We start from the raw sequence: 17,345 nt of genomic DNA, 5'->3' as shown, positions 1-17,345 counted from the left end.
GGTCACGGTCCCGACGGGCGCGGCGCCTCCGGCGTGCGGGCCAGCTCGAACGCCTCCCCGAGGTGCCGGGCCGCGTGCACGGTCATCCCCTCGACGGGTCGGGGGAACGAGCCCCGCGGTACGACCGCGCGCGTGAACCCGAGCCGGGCAGCCTCCGCGAGCCGGCGGTCGAGGCCGCTGACGGGGCGGATGTCGCCCGCGAGACCGACCTCGCCGAACGCGACGGTGCCGGGCGGCAGCGCCTGGTCCTCGCGCGCGGACAGCACGGAGAGCGCGATCGCGAGGTCGGCCGCCGGCTCGGAGACCTTCGCGCCGCCGATCGTCGAGACGTAGACGTCCTGGTCGACGAGCCGCACGCCGGCGTGCCGGTGCATCACGGCGAGGATCATCGCGAGGCGGCTCGAGTCGACGCCGCTCGTGGTGCGCCGCGGGTTGTTCAGCGAGCTCGGGACGGTGAGCGCCTGGATCTCGAGCGCGAGGGGCCGGCGCCCCTCGACGGTCACGGAGATGCACGTGCCGGGGACGCCCGCGCCCGTGTGGGAGAGGAACAGGCCGCTCGGGTCGGCCAGCCCGACGATGCCGTCCTCGGTGAGGTCGAAGCACCCGACCTCGTCCGTCGGGCCGTAGCGGTTCTTGACGGCCCGCACGAGGCGTAGTCGCGAGTGCCGGTCGCCCTCGAACTGGCACACGACGTCGACGAGGTGCTCGAGCGTCCGCGGCCCCGCGACCGAGCCGTCCTTCGTCACGTGCCCGACGAGGATCACCGGGAGGTCGCGCGCCTTCGCCGCCCCGATGAGCGCGGCCGCCACCTCGCGCACCTGGCTCACGCCGCCCGGCGAGCCGTCGACCTCCGTGGACCCGATCGTCTGCACCGAGTCCACGACGAGCAGGTCGGGGTCGGTGGCCTCGATGTGCCCGAGCACGGTCGCGAGGTCCGTCTCGGCGGCGAGCAGGAGACCGGGTGCGAGCGCGCCGACGCGCTCGGCGCGCAGGCGCACCTGGCCCGCGGACTCCTCCCCGGTGACGTACAGGACGCGGCGCGGGGCCACCGCGGTGCCCGGGAGGGTGCCGGGCGCTGCGCCGCGCGTCGCGGTCGGCAGGTCCGAGCCGCCCGACGCGACGTTGCTCGCGACGGCGAGCAGGAGCGTGGACTTGCCCACTCCCGGCTCGCCCGCGAGCAGCACGACCGCCCCCGGGACGATGCCGCCGCCCAGCACGCGGTCGAACTCGGCGACGCCGGTCGGTGTCGCACGCGCGGCCTCGACGTCGATCTCACCGATCGGTCGCGCCGGCGAGCGCGTCGGGTTCACCGCCGTGGTGCGGGGGCCGGACGCCGCGGGGGAGTCCTCCGTGACCGTGCCCCACTCCTGGCACTCCCCGCAGCGGCCCACCCACTTCGCGGTCGTCCAGCCGCACTCGCTGCAGCGGTAGGCGGGACGGGAGCGCTTGGCGGAGCCGCGCGCGGGGGCGCTCGTCGACGATGTCACCGCCCCAACCTAGCCACGCCCGCCGACACGAACGGAACCTCGAGCCGGATCCCGCGACGAGAAGCCCTCGGAGCGGGATCCTGGGCCCATGCGCACCCTCCCGCACGACAGCCCGTGGTGGACGCCGATCCTCACGCTCGCCTCGATCACGGCCTGTCTCGTCGTCTACTACGGCGTGCCGCTGCCGCGCGACGACAAGGCGCCCGCGGTGCTGCAGGTCGTCCTCTTCGTCGCCGGCCTCGTCCTGCTGTGCGGGGTGCTCGCCGTGCAGGTCCGGCGGCAGGTGCTCGCCGGCGAGGAGGCCAGCGTGCGCGTCCAGTCGGTCGTGGGCCTGCTGCTCCCCGTCATCGTCTTCTTCGCGCTCGTCTACTACCTCATGGCCGACCAGTTCGTGGGGATCGAGAACCGGACCGACGCGCTGTACTTCGCCGTGGTCACGCTCGGCACCGTCGGCTACGGCGACGTGCACCCCGTCGGGGAGGGAGCCCGGATCGTGACCATGGTGCAGATCGTGCTCGACCTCGTCGTGGTCGGGCTGCTCGTCTCCGTCGCGACGAGCCGGGCCCGTGCCCGAGCGGCGCGCCGCGAGCACGCCACCCGCACCGAAAACCGCAAGATCTGATTTCGGGCGCCGGGCACCGGTCCCACTCGGCCGCGGCGCGGCGGATCGGCGTGATCCCAACGGTCCTGGGCACCGAGTGGGTCAGCGGGCGGCAGGCGGTGTGCGTGGCGGATCGACCTAAGACCGAAACCCATTGCGGTGCAGTTTCTGTCTGTGGCATGTTTGCCCTGCAGGTCCCATCTCGACGAGGAGAGGTGCACGCCCGTGACGACGCGAGCGCGACGCAGCACCGCACCACACGTCCCGCCGAGCACCACGACGGTGCCGCTCCGGCGGCGGTGACGTGTCCGACCCCCGCGCCGCGGCGCGGGGACGTCACCGCCACGAGCCGGTCGAGCACCGGTCAGCGCCCGCCGGCACGGGCGCCCCAGACCGTGCGTCCCGGGGGCCGAGGGAACTCCCGGGGCGCACGACCCTCTCCGCGCGAGCAGACGACGACGTCTCGCGCCGACCGTCAGGAGACCAGATGACCATCCACCGCACGAGGGGGCGAGCGCGCTCACGATCCGGCGCGCTCGCCGGCGCGGTCGCCGCGCCCCTCGCACTCGTCCTCGCCCTCGGTGCCGTCGCCGTGTCGGCGGGCCCGGCGTCGGCCGCCGACCCGTACACCTTCACGAGCACGGAGAACCCGATCCTCGACGACGGGAGCTACTACTCGGCGGACCCGGCCCCGCTCGTGGTCCCGGCCGGCGCGCCCGGCAACGACACGGCGGAGGACCAGCTCTACGTCTACACCGGCCACGACGAGGCGGGACCCCGCCAGAACGACTTCATCATGAACGAGTGGGGCGCGTTCGTCACGAGCGACGTCGACGCGGGCGAGTGGACCCACCACCCGTCGCTCATGCGCCCCGAGGAGGTCTTCGACTGGGCCACGCCGGGCCGCGCGTACGCGGGCCAGGTCGTGGCGGGCGTCGACGGCCGCTACTACTGGTACGTCCCGGTCAACGAGGCGGCGAGCACGGCGAGCGACACGTTCGGCATCGGCGTCGCGGTCTCCGACAGCCCGACGGGTCCCTGGACGGACCACGTCGGCGCGCCGATCATCTCCCAGCGCGTCCCGACCGCGAACACGATCCACAACATCGATCCCACGGTGCTCGTGGACGGCGAGGGACCTGGCGACGCTGACGCGCGCGTCTTCATGTACTGGGGCAGCTTCGGCAACCTGCGCATGCTCGAGCTCGGCCAGGACATGAGGACGCCCGTCGGCACCGTCCGGACCGTCACCGGCCTCACGGGGTTCTTCGAGGCTGCGTGGGCGTTCGAGCGGAACGGCACCTACTACCTCGCGTACGCCGGCAACAACGCCGGCCCCACCTCGCAGTGCACCCCGGCGAACTACCACGCGTGCATCGCGTACGGCACCGCGTCGTCGCCGCAGGGCCCGTGGACGTACCGCGGGACGATCCTCGCGCCCGTCTCGTCGACGACGAGCCACCCCGGCATAGTCGAGCTCGACGGCGAGTGGTGGATCGCGTACCACACGGCCGACGCCGAGGGCGGGAACCACTTCCGGCGCTCGGTCGCGATCGACCGCGTCGAGTGGGACGACACGCAGACGCCGCCGCGCATGAAGCAGGTCGTCACGACGCCGGCGAGGACGCAGGACACGACGCCGCGCGCGAACGTCGCGCAGGAGGCGACGGTCACGGTCTCGAACGAGCCCGTGCCGACGCAGTACTGGAAGAAGGCGCTCAACGACGAGATCGTCCGCCCCAACCCGCTGCCCCCGGACATGTGGGGCACGTGGACGGGCAGCAACCCGCCGCAGCAGTGGGTGCAGTACACGTGGGACCAGCCGATGCGCGTGGCCGGCTCGCAGATCGAGTTCTGGAACGACCAGCCGCAGGGGACCGGCGTCGGCGTCGCGGCCCCCGCGTCGTGGCGCATCCAGTACTGGGACGCGTCCGGCGGCGGCACGTGGGTCGACGTCGCGAACCCGAGCGGGTACGGCACCGCGACGGCCGGCTTCCAGGACACGACGTTCGACCCGGTCACCACGACGCAGGTCCGTGCGGTCTTCGACGCCTCCACCAACGGCAGCACGTACTCGGCCGTCGCGGTCGAGGAGTGGAAGGTCCTCGCGCAGCAGCCCGACGCCGTCGACCCGCCCGCGACGACCGTCGAGGTCGGCGAGACCGAGCTGCCCGCCACCGTCCCGGTCACCTTCCCGGGCGGCACGACGCTCCAGGTCCCGGCCTTCTGGGACGCGGTCACGCCCGACGACGTCGCGGCGCCCGGCACGTTCACCGTGGAGGGGTCCGTGCTCGGGTACGCGGGCGGACGCGTGGGCGCCGAGGTCACCGTGATCCCGGCGGAGGCCGTGGAGGGCGACGAGACCGCGCCGACGCTCGCGCTCACGCCGCTCGGCAGCGCGGGCAACGACGGCTGGTTCCGGTCCGACGTGCGCGTGCGCGCCGACGGCGCGGACGACTCGGGTGGCCGCGTGGTCGTGTCCACGCGGGTGGACGACGGCGCGCCGGTCGTCACGGAGCCGACCCGCACGACCGAGGTCACGGTCACGGGCGACGGCGAGCACCGCGTCGTCGCGACGGCGACGGACCGCGCGGGCAACGTGTCCGCCGAGCAGTCGCTCGACGTCCGGATCGACCGCGTGGCCCCGGTGAGCACCGGGAGGCTCGACGCCGACGCCCGCACCGTCGCGGTCACGGCCACCGACGCGACGTCGGGCGTCGTGCGGGTCGAGTACGCGATCGGCACGGGACCGTGGACCGCCTACGAGGAGCCCGTGGCCGCGCCCGACGCGAGCCAGCACCGCATCTCGTTCCGCGCGGTCGACGCGGCGGGCAACGTCGAGACGCCGAAGAGCGTGACGGTCCCCGCGGACGTCTCGGGGCCGCTCACGGGCAACGTGGCGCCCATCGCGACGGCGAGCGCGTCGTACACGGCGGGCTGGAACAGCGTCGGCGCGCTGAACGACGGCGCCGACCCGGCGAACCCGAGCCAGGCGCAGATCTGGGGCACCTGGTCCGGCAACCGCCCGGCGAGCCTGTGGACCCGCTACGACTGGTCCCGCCCGATCCGGCTCACCGGGGCCGAGCTGAAGTTCTGGCGCGACTCCGCCCCGGGCAGCGGCGACGGCGTCAACGCGCCGAACGCGTGGGTCCTCGAGTACTGGGACGAGGCCGCGCAGGCCTGGGCGCCCGTCACCAACCCGTCGGCGTACGGGACGAGCACGACGGCGTTCAACACCGTCACGTTCGACCCCGTGACGACGTCCCGGTTGCGCGCGACGTTCCAGGCGAACGGCAACGGCACGACGTACTCGGCCGTCGCGGTCACCGAGTGGCGTGCGTTCGCGGACGACCCGGGCACGGGCGGCCCCGACCCGGACGTGCCCGTCACCGTCACGGCCGAGGCGCGCTGCCTCGCCGGGAAGGCGTACGTCGCGGTCCGCGCGACGAACGACCACGACGGTCCCGTCGACCTGGTCCTGGAGACGCCGTACGGCACCCGGTCGTTCGACGACGTCGCGCCCGGGAAGAACGCCTACCAGTCGTTCGCCGTGCGCGCGACGCAGGTCGGCGCGGGCTCCGTGACCGTCCGTGCGACGGGCACCGTCGACGGCGAGACGGTCACGACGGAGGAGGTGGCCGAGGTCGCGGCGACCGACTGCGACTGACCGACGACCGGCTGCGCCGGACGGGCGGGCGGGGTGCGCGTGGCGCGCCCCGCCCGCACTTGCCGACACCCCGGGGACGTCGCGCGGGGCGGGGCCCGCGGCGTCCTACGCTGACCCCACGAGTCCCCGGTCGTCGAGGGCGGCGCAGGAAGAGGTGAGCGTGGTGGGTCAGCCGACGAGCAGCCGACCGGCCGGCGGGACGCGTACGCCGGGCGGCGGTGCGCGCCCCGGCACGCCGGCGCCGGTGACCGGACCGCCCCGCCGCCCGTCCGACGCGGTCGGCGCCTCCGACCGCCGCCACAGCAGGCCGACCTCCGCCCAGGTCTACCGCCGACGGCGCCTCCTCGCCGTGGTCGTCCTCCTGCTCGTCGTGGCCCTGCTCGTCACGCTCCTCGCGTTCGTCTGGCCGGGCTTCGCGCGCTCGGACGCGGCGGCCGACCCGGCGCCCACGGTGACCGTGACGGAGGAGTCCCCGACGCCGGCGCTCGAGCCCGCCGAGCGCACGTCGACCACGGCCTTCGCCCAGGCGCTCCCCGCGACCGTGCTCGACCTCGCGCTGCGCAGCGACGCGGCCACGGACGCCTGGACGCCGGCGGGGGCGCTCGAGGCGTACGAGCTCGTCTACGCCGACGCCGAGGGGGAGGGCGCGACCACCGTGACGGTCGTCGCGGGCCAGTGGCCCACCGACGCGGAGGCGGAGGTCGCGGCGACGGACCTCGTGGGCGACGCGACCCCGACGGTCGAGGGCGACGTCACCGTGGAGGATGCCGTCGTGGGGCACTACGCCGTGGTCCCCGGCGCCGACGGTGAGGCCACCGTGACGTGGCGCAACGAGACTGCCGTCCTCCGGGCGACCGGGCCCGCCGACCTCGTCGAGGACGTGTACGAGGCCTACTCGATGTGATGCCCCGTCCCGGGGCGTGGCGCCGCGGGCGCGGCATCTGCGCAAGAATGCCCTGATCCACTCCCGGACGAGAGCTGACCGCACATGACCGACTTCCCCCGCCCGCGCCTCGCCGTCCTCGGGACGGGCGTCATGGGCGAGACCGTCCTGTCCGGAGCGCTCGCGGGCGGGTGGGAGCCCGCCGACGTCGTCGCGACGGTCCGCCGGCCCGAGCGGGGCGCGGAGCTCGCCGAGCAGCACGGTGTCGAGGTCACGCAGGACAACCTCGCGGCGGTGCGCGGCGCAGGGGTCGTGGTCGTCGCGGTCAAGCCCAAGGACGTCGCCGGTCTCCTCGCGCAGGTACACGACGAGGTGGCGCCCGGCACGGTCGTGGTGAGCGTCGTCGTCGGGCTCCCGACGTCCTTCTACGAGGAGCGGCTGCCCGCGGGCACCGCTGTCGTGCGGGTCATGCCCAACACGCCGTCGGTCGTCGGCGCCGGGGTCAGCGCGGTGAGCGGCGGCAGCGGCGCGACGGACGACGACGTCGCGCTCGTCGAGCGGCTCCTCGCGTCGACCGGGCTCGTGGTGCGCGTCGCGGAGAAGGACCAGGACGCCGTCGGCGCGCTCTCGGGATCGGGTCCGGCCTACGTGTTCTACGTCGTCGACGCGCTCGCGGAGGCGGGGGTGCTGCTCGGCCTGACGCGCGCGACGGCGCTCGAGCTCGCGACCGCGACCGTGCACGGCGCGGCGACCATGCTGCGCGAGACGGGCGAGCACCCCGCGATCCTGCGCGAGCGCGTGTCGTCGCCCGGCGGCACGACCGTGGCCGCGCTGCGGCAGCTCGACGCCGGGGGCGTGCGCGCCGCGTTCCTCGACGCGCTCGAGGCCGCGCGCGACCGCTCGGCCGAGCTCGCGGCGAGCCTCGGCGGGGAGGCCGCGAAGTGACCGACGCCGGGCCGTCCCCGCGCACGCGTCCGCCCGCGATGGCCGACGTCGCGCGGCTCGCGGGCGTGTCCCACCAGACGGTCTCGCGCGTCCTCAACGAGCACCCCAGCGTGCGGCCCGAGACCCGGGACCGGGTGCTCGACGCCATCGCGACGCTCGGCTACCGGCGCAACAGCGCGGCCCGCGCGCTCGTGACGATGCGCTCCGGCACGGTCGGCGTGGTGACGACGGGCTCGGCGCTCTACGGGCCCACGTCGACGCTCATCGCGGTCGAGGAGGCCGCGCGCGAGCAGGGCTACTTCGTGAGCGTCGCGACGATCCGCCGCTACGACGCCGACACGATGCACCGCGTGCTCGAGCACTTCATGGACCAGGGCGTCGAGGGGATCGTCGTCATCGCGCCGCAGTCCGACGTCGCGGACGCGGTCGACTCCTTCCGTGCGCCGGTGCCCGTGATCATGATCGCGGCGCGCGACCACCCGGGCGTCGAGGACGGGACCCCGAGCGGCGAGAACGGGACCGCCGCGGTCCCGGACGCGCGGCGGCGTCCCGGTGCTGCGGGGCTCGTCCTGCCCATCGCGGTCGACCAGCGGCTCGGGGCCCGCCTCGCGACCGAGCACCTGCTGGGCCTCGGCCACGCGACCGTCGTGCACCTGTCGGGCCCGCTCGACTGGTTCGACGCGCGCGAGCGCGAGACGGGGTGGCGCCGAGCCCTCGAGGACCGCGGCGCGCCCGTCACCGAGCCCATCCGTGGCGACTGGTCCTCGGACCGCGGGTACGCCGTCGGGCGGGAGCTCGCCGCCGACCTGCGCGCGGGCAAGGGACCCACCGCCGTCTTCGCGGGCAACGACCAGCTCGCGCTCGGCCTGCTGCGCGCCTTCTGGGAGTCGGGCGTGCGGGTGCCGCGGGACGTGTCGGTCGTGGGGTTCGACGACGTCGCGGGCGCGGGCCACTTCATCCCGCCGCTGACGACCGTGCGGCAGCCGTTCGCGGCGCTCGGGCGCCGCTGCATGGCGCTCATGCTCGACGCGTTCGCCGGCGCGCAGGTGCGCCCCGTGTCCATCCCGCCCGAGCTGGTCGTGCGCGAGAGCACCACGAGCCCGCGCGGCTGAGCAGCGCTGTCACCCGTTTCGCCGAGGAGGTTGGCCTCGCGCAGTGTGAGCGCTAACATTCACGACAACGTGCACGACGACCGAGGCGCGACGCCGCGACGAGGAGCAGCAGCAATGAGGCAGCAGGACGACGTCAGCGACCTTCGGGCCGCCGTCATCGCGGGGGACACCGCGCTCGGCATCGAGCTCGGGTCGACGCGGATCAAGGCGTGCCTCGTGGCCGCCGACGGCACGCCGCTCGCGAGCGGGAGCCACGCGTGGGAGAACCAGCTCGACGGGCGCACGTGGACGTACTCCCTCGACGCCGTCGAGGTCGGGATGCGGGACTGCTACGCGCAGCTCGTCGCCGACGTCGAGGAGCGGTACGGCGTGCGGCCCACGACGTTCGGGGCGCTCGGTGTCTCCGCGATGATGCACGGGTACCTCGCGTTCGACGCCGACGAGGAGCTCCTCGTCCCGTTCCGCACGTGGCGCAACACGTCGACGGGCGCTGCGGCGGCCGAGCTCTCGGAGCTCCTCGGCCACAACATCCCGCTGCGCTGGTCCGTCGCGCACTGGTACCAGGCGGTCCTCGACGACGAGCCGCACGTGCCCGACGTCGCGTCCCTGACGACGCTCGCGGGCTACGTGCACCGGCGCCTGACGGGCCGGCACGTGCTGGGGGTCGGCGACGCGTCGGGCATGTTCCCCGTCGACCCGGAGACGCGCGGCTACGACCGCCGCCTGCTCGACCTGTTCGACGCGCGCCTCGCGACCCGCCGCGAGGCGCCGAAGCTCGAGGAGCTGCTCCCCGAGGTGCTCGTCGCGGGCCAGGAGGCCGGGCGCCTCACGGCCGACGGCGCGGCGTGGCTCGACCCGACGGGCTCGCTGCGGCGCGGCGTCCCGTTCTGCCCGCCCGAGGGCGACGCGGGGACGGGGATGGTGGCGACGAACGCCATCGTGCCGCGCACGGGCAACGTCAGCGCCGGCACGAGCATCTTCGCGATGGTCGTGCTGGAGCGACCGCTCGCGAGCGTCCACCACGAGCTCGACCTCGTGACGACCCCGACGGGCGACCTCGTCGCGATGGTCCACTGCAACAACGGCGCGAGCGAGCTCAGCGCGTGGGCCGGGCTCTTCGGCGAGGTGGCGGCGGCCCTGGGAACACCGGCGGCGCCCGACGACGTGTTCGGCGCGACCCTGCGCGCGGCGCTCGACGGCGACGCCGACGGCGGCGGTCTGCTCGCCTACAACTACCTCTCGGGCGAGCCGATCACCGGGCTGGACGAGGGGCGTCCGCTGTTCGTCCGCACGCCCGACAGCCGTCTCACGCTCGCGAACTTCATGCGGACCCAGGTCTACTCCGCGTTCGGCACGCTCGCGCTCGGCATGCGTGTGCTCGCCGGTGAAGGTGTCGGCATCGACGCGATGTTCGCCCACGGAGGGATCTTCCGGACCGAGGGCGTCGCGCAGCGGCTGCTCGCGGCGGCGATCGACGCCCCGGTCACCGTGGGCCGGACCGCCGGGGAGGGGGGCGCCTGGGGCATCGCGGTGCTCGCCGCGTTCCTCCTCGCGCGCGGCAAGGGCGCGGCGACCGGTGCGGCCGACGTGTCCGCACCGGCGGACACGGGCCCCGCGGGCGGGCTCGAGCTCGGCGCCTACCTGAGCGAGCGCGTGTTCGCGTCCGCCGAGCTGTCGACCGTCGACCCCGACCCCGCGGACGTGACCGGGTTCGCCACCTACCTCGAGCGCTACGACGCCGGCCTCGCCGCCGAGCGCGCCGCCGTCGCGGCGCTCCGGCCCCGACGACAGGAGAACTCATGACCACCGCCACCGAGACCGCCGGCGTCCCCGACGTCCTGCGCGCCGCCGTCGACGCGGCGAAGGAGCGCGTCGCCGCGCTGCACGCCGAGCTGCCCCGGTGGGAGCTCGTCGTGTGGACCGCCGGCAACGTGTCCGAGCGCGTGCGGGTCCCCGACGAGGACGGCACCGGCGACGGGAGCCGCGACCTGCTGGTCATCAAGCCGTCCGGCGTCGCCTACGACGACATCACGCCCGGGGCGATGGTCGTGTGCGACCTCGACGCGAACCTCGTCGAGGGCGACCGGGCACCGTCGTCCGACACGGCCGCGCACGCGTACGTGTACCGGCACATGCCCGAGGTGGGCGGCGTCGTGCACACGCACTCCACGTACGCGACCGCCTGGGCCGCGCGCGGCGAGGCCGTGCCGTGCGTGCTGACGATGATGGCCGACGAGTTCGGCGGGGACATCCCCGTCGGCCCGTTCGCGCTCATCGGCGACGACTCCATCGGCCGCGGCATCGTCGAGACGCTGCGGGAGTCGCGCAGCCCGGCGGTGCTCATGCGCAACCACGGCCCGTTCACGATCGGCAAGGACGCGCGCTCGGCCGTCAAGGCGGCGGTCATGTGCGAGGAGGTCGCGCGGACCGTGCACATCAGCCGCCAGCTCGGCGAGCCGACGCGCATCGCGCCGTCCGACGTCGACTCGCTCTACGCGCGCTACCAGAACGTCTACGGGCAGCAGCCCGCGACCGGCCAGCACTGACCGGGACCCCGCGCACGACCCGCACCACCCGAGCAACCCCGCGGCCTCGCACCGACGCGTCGACCGCCCGACCGACACGAAAGATGTGGAAGACATGAGCAAGCCCTACGCGGACCGCGAGATCTGGTTCCTCACCGGGAGCCAGGACCTGTACGGCGAGGAGACGCTGCGGCAGGTCGCCGAGCAGTCGCAGGAGGTCGCGCGCGCCCTCGACGCGTCGTCCGACGTGCCGGCGAACGTGGTCTGGAAGCCCGTCCTCAAGGACGCCGTCTCGATCCGTCGCGCGATGCTCGACGCCAACGCGGACGACCGCGTGCTCGGCGTCGTGACGTGGATGCACACGTTCAGCCCGGCCAAGATGTGGATCGGCGGGCTCGACCGGCTCCGCAAGCCGCTCCTGCACCTGCACACGCAGGCGAACGTCGAGCTGCCGTGGGACACGATCGACTTCGACTTCATGAACCTCAACCAGGCCGCGCACGGCGACCGCGAGTACGCGTACATCGCGACGCGGCTCGGGGTGGCCCGCACCACCGTCGTCGGGCACGTGTCCAACCCGGCGGTGACCGCGCGCGTCGGCGCCTGGGTCCGCGGCGCCGCGGGCTGGGCCGCGACGCACGAGCTGCGCCTGGCCCGGTTCGGCGACAACATGCGCAACGTCGCGGTGACGGAGGGCGACAAGACCGAGGCCGAGCTGCGGTTCGGTGTGAGCGTGAACACGTGGGGCGTCAACGACCTCGTCGCGGCGGTCGACGCCGTCTCCGAGGCCGACGTGGACGCCCTGGTCGCCGAGTACGAGACCCTGTACGACGTCGTCCCCGAGCTCCGCAAGGACGGCGACCGGCACGAGTCGCTGCGCTACGCCGCGCGGCAGGAGATCGCGCTCGAGACCTTCCTCGAGTCGGTCGGGGCGAAGGCCTTCACGACGAACTTCGAGGACCTGGGTGACCTGCGCCAGCTCCCCGGCATCGCGGTCCAGCGCCTCATGTCCAAGGGCTACGGGTTCGGCGCCGAGGGCGACTGGAAGACGGCCGTGCTCGTGCGCGCCGCGAAGGTCATGGGCGAGGGGCTGCCCGGCGGCGCGTCGCTCATGGAGGACTACACGTACGACCTCACGCCCGGCAGCGAGCGCATCCTCGGCGCGCACATGCTGGAGATCTGCCCCTCGCTGACCACGTCGAAGCCTCGCGTCGAGATCCACCCGCTGGGCATCGGCGGCAAGGAGGACCCGGTCCGCATGGTGTTCGACGCGGACCCCGGCGTCGGCGTCGTCGTGTCGCTCGCGGACATGCGCGACCGGTTCCGCCTCACCGCCAACGTCGTGGACGTCGTCGCGCCGACGGCGCCCCTGCCGCACCTGCCGGTCGCGCGCGCCGTCTGGGAGCCGCGCCCCGACTTCGCGACGTCCGCCGAGGCGTGGCTGACCGCGGGCGGCGCCCACCACACCGTGATGTCGACGGCCGCAGGCATCGACGCGTTCGAGATCTTCGCCGACATCGCGGGGACCGAGCTGCTCGTCATCGACGAGAGCACGACGCGCCGGGGCTTCCGCGACCAGGTGCGCTGGAACCAGGTCTACTACCGCCTCGCCCAGGGTCTGTGACGCAGGTCGAGGCGCCGCCCGCGAGCGCGGGCGCGGGGGAGCCGGACCGGGCCGCACGGGCCCGGTTCGGCTACCTCCTCGTGCACTTCGTCGAGGACCCCTACGGGCACGAGGAGCGGATCCACTACTCGCTGAGCCGCGGTGACGACCCGACGGCGTGGGACCGGGTCGGCGTCGTCGTCGAGTCGCGTCTCGGGACGACCGGCCTGCGCGACCCGCACGTCGTGCGCTCACCCCGCGGCGACGAGTTCTTCCTCGTCGCGACGGACCTGCGCGTGTTCGGCGGGGACGACGCGGGCTGGGACGCGTGGCAGCGCCACGGCAGCAGGTCCCTCGTCGTCGCGCGCTCCACGGACCTCGTGCGGTGGTCCGAGCCGTGGCTCGTCGACGTGGCGCCCCCCGAGGCCGGGATGGTGTGGGCGCCCGAGGCGTTCTGGGACGCGCGCGGCGGGCACTACGTCGTGCACTGGTCGTCGACGCTCTACGACCCGGCGGACGCGGATCACGCCGGGGAGTCGTACTCCCGGATCCTCTGCGCGACGACGACGGACTTCGTGACGTTCTCGCCCGCGCGCGTGCTGCTCGACACCGGCCGCACGACCATCGACACGACGATGATCGAGCACGACGGTCGCGTGTTCCGCTTCCACAAGGACAACAGCCCGAGCGGTCGCGAGCTCTACATGGACGTCGTGCCGCACGCGCTGTCCGACGACGCGGTCGTGCTCGCGGAGCGCATCGGCGCCGACCGCTTCGGCCACGTCGAGGGGCCGCTGGTGTTCCGCGCCAACGACGCCGAGCGCTGGTACCTGTTCGTCGACCAGTACGGCGGGGCGGGCCAGGGCTACCGGCCGTTCGTCACCGACGACCTCGCCTCGGGCGTGTGGGAGCCGGTGGACTCCGGGTTCGACCTGCCCGACCGCACCAAGCACGGCGTCGTGCTCCCGCTGCACGGCGACGAGTGGCACCGGATCGCGGAGGCGTTCCACCCCTGACCCCGACCCCCTGAGGGCCGGGGTTCTTCACGGCCCGGCTTTACAACGATGTAGAAGGGATCGAGATGCACCGCACGCACATCGCACGAACGAGAGGGCGCCGCCGACCCGCACGGTTCGCCGGGGCCGCCGCGCTCGTCGTCGGGCTCACGGCGACGCTCCTCTCCGGACCGGCCGTCGCCGACGCCGGACCCGCCGACGCCGGATCGTCCGACGAGCTGCCCGCCGGAGGGCTGTCCGTCACCGGTGAGACGTCCCCGGTCCACGACCCCGCGCTCGTCGTCGACGACGACGGCACCTGGTACGTGTACTCGACCGGCCTGGCGAACCGCGAGAAGGGCGGCACGATCCAGGTCTGGTCGTCCGCGGACGAAGGCGTCACGTGGGCGTCCGAGGGCACGGTCTGGGACGAGATCCCCGCGTGGATCGACGAGCACTTCGCCGACGGCGCGCCGCCCGACAACCTGTGGGCGCCCGAGGTCTACGAGCACGACGGCACGTACTACCTGTACTACTCGGCCTCGCGCTTCGGCACGAACACGTCGCTCACCGCGCTCGCCACCAACACGACGCTCGATCCCGACGACCCGGACCACGCGTGGGTGGACCAGGGCCTCGTGATCGAGTCGCCGCAGGACATCGCCGGGGGCAAGACGTTCAACGCGATCGACGCGGGGATCGTCGAGGACGCCGACGGCACGCCGTACATGGCGATCGGGTCGCACTGGTACGGGATCTTCCTCGTCGAGATCTCGTGGCCCAGCGGGAAGCCCGTCCCCGGCGCGGTCGCGGACGCCACGCACCTCGTCGACCGGTTCGCCCCCGGCAACCGGGTCGAGGCGCCGTTCATCACGGAGCACGACGGCTGGTACTACCTGCTCGTGTCGTTCGACGCGTGCTGCCAGGGCGCCGACAGCACGTACCACGTGGCCGTCGGGCGCTCGCGGTCCGTCACGGGCCCCTACCGCGACGCCGAGGGTCGCGACATGGTCGGCGGCGGTGGGACGACGCTGCTCGACACGCACGGCGCCGTCGTCGGTCCCGGTGGGCAGTCGGTGTTCGACGACGTGCTCGCGTTCCACTACTACGACGCGTCGAACGCGCAGGTCCCGTACTTCCCGACGCTCGGCCTGCAGCGGCTCGCGTGGGTGGACGGGTGGCCCGTCGTGGACGCCACGGTCGGGGCGCCCACGGTGCTCGCCGGGCCGCAGGGCACGGACGTCGCGCAGGGCGACGCCGCGACGTTCGCGGTCGACGTGTCGGGTGCCCCCGCGCCCGTCGTCACGTGGGAGACCTCGCGCGACGGGGGCGCGACCTGGGAGCAGGCCGCGCCGGCGCGGCGCGCGGTGACCGGCTCGGCGTCGCTCGAGCTGCCTGCGGTCGAGGCCGACGACGACGGCCTGCTGGCCCGCGCCGTCGTGCAGAACGCGCACGGGCGCGTGGTGAGCCCGACGGCGACGCTCACCGTGGCGGACGGCGTGGCGCTCGGTGACGTCGTCGCCCAGCCGCGGTGCCTCGCCGGCTCGGCCTACCTCGCGGTGCGCGCCACCTCGGCGGACACCGGGCCGGTGACGATCGCGCTGTCCACGCCGTACGGCTCGCGCACGGTCGTGGACGTCGCCTCCGGGCGGTCCGCCTACCAGGCGTTCGCGGCGCGCTCCTCCGAGCTCCCCGCGGGGCGCGCGACCGTCACGGCGACGGCGGGGGAGCGCTCGACCACCGTGACGGTCGAGCACGTCGGCGCGGCCTGCGCCTGATCCGCCGCACCCCTGTGCGAGAAGACGGGCCCGGTCTGTCGTCGCAGACCGGGCCCGTCTCCTGCCCACACGTAAGGGGACTGCCCGACGGCGGGGGTCAGTCCCCGCGGACCGTCCCGGCCAGCGCGGTCCACGACTCGGGCGCGAGCGTGACCGTCGTCGTGCGCGAGCTGGCCGAGACGTCGACCGCGAGGTCCACCGCCGACCAGCACGCGTCGACGACCTTGCGCGCGTGCGCGGGGCCCTCGACGGCGGCCTCGTGGTCCGCGACCATGCGCCAGCCCTCGGTGAGCTCGACGCCCAGGCCCAGGTGCTCGACGTCGACCTCGACGGGCTCCGCCGAGCGGTTGGTGAGGAACAGCGCGAGCGCGCCGGTCTCCGCGTCGTGCGTCGCCGCCGCGGTGACGAGCGGGACGTCGCCGTGGCGCTTCGTCGTCGTCGTGGGGCAGTCCACGCGCACGTCGAGCGCCTCGCCGTGCGCGAGGCGCGCCGTCGTCGCGAACGGGTGGAACGTCGGCTGGCGCCATGCCTCCCCGCCGGGCTCGGTCATGATCGGCGCGATGACGTTGACGAGCTGCGCGAGCGCCGCGACCGGGACACGGTCCGCGTGGTTGAGCAGCGTGACGAGCAGGTCGCCGACGACCACGGCGTCGAGCGCCGAGTAGACGTCCTCGATGATGCGCGGCGCGTCGCGCTGGACCGGCAGGTTCGTCTCGCCCGGGAACCGGGACTCGAGGTACCAGACGTTCCACTCGTCGAAGCTGATGGTGATCTTCTTGTCCGAGCGGCGGCGCGCGCCCACGGCGTCGGCGGACGCGACCACGCGGTCGATGAAGCGGTCCATGGCGGTGCCCGACCCGAGGAACGACGCGCGGTCGCCGTCGAGCTCCTCGTAGTACGCGTGCATCGAGACGTGGTCGACGAGGTCGTACGTGTACGACAGGACCGTCTGCTCCCACTCCCCGAACGTGTCCATCTGCATCGAGGACGACCCGCACACCACGAGCGAGATCGACGGGTCGACGAGCTTCATCGCCTTGCCGGCCTCGGCCGCGAGCCTGCCGTACTCGTGCGCGTCCTTGTGGCCGATCTGCCACGGGCCGTCCATCTCGTTGCCGAGGCACCACAGGTGCACGCCGTACGGCTCCGCGCGGCCGTTGGCGATGCGCAGGTCGGCCCAGCGCGTGCCGGCCTCGCCGTTGCAGTACTCGACGAGCGCCGCAGCGGCCTCGACGCCGCGCGTGCCGAGGTTGACGGCCATCATCGGCTCGAAGCCCTCGCGCTCGGCCCACTGCAGGAACTCGTCGGTGCCCACGAGGTTCGGCTCGACGGTGCGCCACGCGAGGTCGAGGAACGGCTTGCGGTCCTCGACCGGGCCGACGCCGTCCTCCCAGCGGTAGTTGGAGACGAAGTTGCCGCCGGGGTAGCGCAGCATCGTCACGCCGAGCTCGCGCGTGAGGTCGGCGACGTCGCGGCGGAAGCCGTGCTCGTCGGCAGCGGCGTGGCCCGGCTCGTAGATGCCGGTGTAGACGGCGCGGCCGAGGTGCTCCACGAAGGAGCCGAACAGGCGGCGGTCGATCGGGCCGACCCGGAAGTCGGGGTGCAGCGCCACGCGGGCGCGGGGGTGCGTCATCGGGATCCTCGCTCGTGGTGGTCCGGCGGTGCGTCAGGACTGCCGGGGTGTCCGTCGCGCCGGCCCGACCGTGTCAGGAGCAGCGACGGGATCACTTTACAACGATGTAGAGTACT

At 74.1% G+C, this 17,345-nt stretch carries 12 protein-coding genes; 10 read left to right on the top strand and 2 right to left on the bottom strand.

Features of this window, described 5'->3' with window-relative positions; translation table 11 throughout:
• Window positions 1-2 precede the first annotated feature (2 nt).
• Complete coding sequence (locus tag ACWPWV_RS02630) at window positions 3-1,487, bottom strand: DNA repair protein RadA (RefSeq protein ID WP_454041411.1); 1,485 nt, start codon at window positions 1,485-1,487, stop codon at window positions 3-5.
• An 88-nt stretch (window positions 1,488-1,575) separates the two neighbouring features.
• On the opposite strand from ACWPWV_RS02630, the gene ACWPWV_RS02625 reads away from it, so the two are divergent.
• From ACWPWV_RS02625 to ACWPWV_RS02580, 10 genes are all read left to right on the top strand, one after another.
• A complete protein-coding gene (locus ACWPWV_RS02625; RefSeq protein WP_454041410.1) occupies window positions 1,576-2,109 on the top strand; it encodes a potassium channel family protein in 534 nt (177 codons plus the stop codon).
• Between the two features lie 466 nt (window positions 2,110-2,575).
• Entirely contained in the window at window positions 2,576-5,755 is a 3,180-nt protein-coding gene (locus ACWPWV_RS02620) for a family 43 glycosylhydrolase (RefSeq protein ID WP_454041409.1), read from the top strand.
• Window positions 5,756-5,999: 244 nt separating this feature from the next.
• Window positions 6,000-6,659 carry a hypothetical protein gene (locus ACWPWV_RS02615; RefSeq protein ID WP_454041408.1) on the top strand — a complete coding sequence of 220 codons (660 nt, stop codon included), beginning with the start codon at window positions 6,000-6,002 and terminating at the stop codon, window positions 6,657-6,659.
• 84 nt (window positions 6,660-6,743) lie between these two features.
• The gene (proC, locus tag ACWPWV_RS02610; RefSeq protein ID WP_454041407.1) at window positions 6,744-7,583 is read left to right on the top strand and encodes a pyrroline-5-carboxylate reductase; all 840 of its coding nucleotides are present in this window, start codon (window positions 6,744-6,746) and stop codon (window positions 7,581-7,583) included.
• Between the two features lie 38 nt (window positions 7,584-7,621).
• The gene (locus ACWPWV_RS02605) at window positions 7,622-8,695 is read left to right on the top strand and encodes a LacI family DNA-binding transcriptional regulator (RefSeq protein WP_454042793.1); all 1,074 of its coding nucleotides are present in this window, start codon (window positions 7,622-7,624) and stop codon (window positions 8,693-8,695) included.
• 114 nt (window positions 8,696-8,809) lie between these two features.
• Entirely contained in the window at window positions 8,810-10,498 is a 1,689-nt protein-coding gene (locus tag ACWPWV_RS02600; protein ID WP_454041406.1) for a xylulokinase, read from the top strand.
• On the top strand, window positions 10,495-11,241 hold the full coding sequence (locus tag ACWPWV_RS02595) for an L-ribulose-5-phosphate 4-epimerase (RefSeq protein ID WP_454041405.1): 747 nt from the start codon (window positions 10,495-10,497) through the stop codon (window positions 11,239-11,241). The genes ACWPWV_RS02600 and ACWPWV_RS02595 overlap by 4 nt, the downstream gene beginning before the upstream one ends.
• Window positions 11,242-11,335: 94 nt before the next feature.
• Entirely contained in the window at window positions 11,336-12,844 is a 1,509-nt protein-coding gene (gene araA / locus ACWPWV_RS02590) for an L-arabinose isomerase (protein ID WP_454041404.1), read from the top strand.
• Window positions 12,841-13,839, top strand: coding sequence for a glycoside hydrolase family 43 protein (locus ACWPWV_RS02585; protein WP_454041403.1), 999 nt, complete (start codon window positions 12,841-12,843; stop codon window positions 13,837-13,839). The genes araA and ACWPWV_RS02585 overlap by 4 nt, the downstream gene beginning before the upstream one ends.
• A gap of 65 nt (window positions 13,840-13,904) precedes the next feature.
• Window positions 13,905-15,596 (top strand): glycoside hydrolase family 43 protein, encoded by a 1,692-nt coding sequence (locus tag ACWPWV_RS02580; protein ID WP_454041402.1) that lies wholly within the window; start codon window positions 13,905-13,907, stop codon window positions 15,594-15,596.
• Window positions 15,597-15,693: 97 nt separating this feature from the next.
• On the opposite strand, the gene arfA is transcribed toward ACWPWV_RS02580, so the two are convergent.
• Window positions 15,694-17,229, bottom strand: a complete 1,536-nt coding sequence (gene arfA, locus ACWPWV_RS02575) for an arabinosylfuranosidase ArfA (protein ID WP_454041401.1) — start codon at window positions 17,227-17,229, stop codon at window positions 15,694-15,696.
• Between the last annotated feature and the right edge of the window lie 116 nt (window positions 17,230-17,345).

The organism is Cellulosimicrobium sp. Marseille-Q8652 (genome assembly GCF_965112045.1).
This window is presented reverse-complemented; position numbering and strand designations above follow the sequence as displayed.

Coding starts and splice junctions, on each gene's coding strand:
- ACWPWV_RS02625 (WP_454041410.1), top strand. CDS start 1,576: ATGCGCACCCTCCCGCACGACAGCCCGTGGTGGACGCCGATCCTCACG.
- araA (WP_454041404.1), top strand. CDS start 11,336: ATGAGCAAGCCCTACGCGGACCGCGAGATCTGGTTCCTCACCGGGAGC.
- ACWPWV_RS02580 (WP_454041402.1), top strand. CDS start 13,905: ATGCACCGCACGCACATCGCACGAACGAGAGGGCGCCGCCGACCCGCA.
- ACWPWV_RS02605 (WP_454042793.1), top strand. CDS start 7,622: ATGGCCGACGTCGCGCGGCTCGCGGGCGTGTCCCACCAGACGGTCTCG.
- ACWPWV_RS02600 (WP_454041406.1), top strand. CDS start 8,810: ATGAGGCAGCAGGACGACGTCAGCGACCTTCGGGCCGCCGTCATCGCG.
- ACWPWV_RS02620 (WP_454041409.1), top strand. CDS start 2,576: ATGACCATCCACCGCACGAGGGGGCGAGCGCGCTCACGATCCGGCGCG.
- proC (WP_454041407.1), top strand. CDS start 6,744: ATGACCGACTTCCCCCGCCCGCGCCTCGCCGTCCTCGGGACGGGCGTC.
- arfA (WP_454041401.1), bottom strand. CDS start 17,229: ATGACGCACCCCCGCGCCCGCGTGGCGCTGCACCCCGACTTCCGGGTC.
- ACWPWV_RS02595 (WP_454041405.1), top strand. CDS start 10,495: ATGACCACCGCCACCGAGACCGCCGGCGTCCCCGACGTCCTGCGCGCC.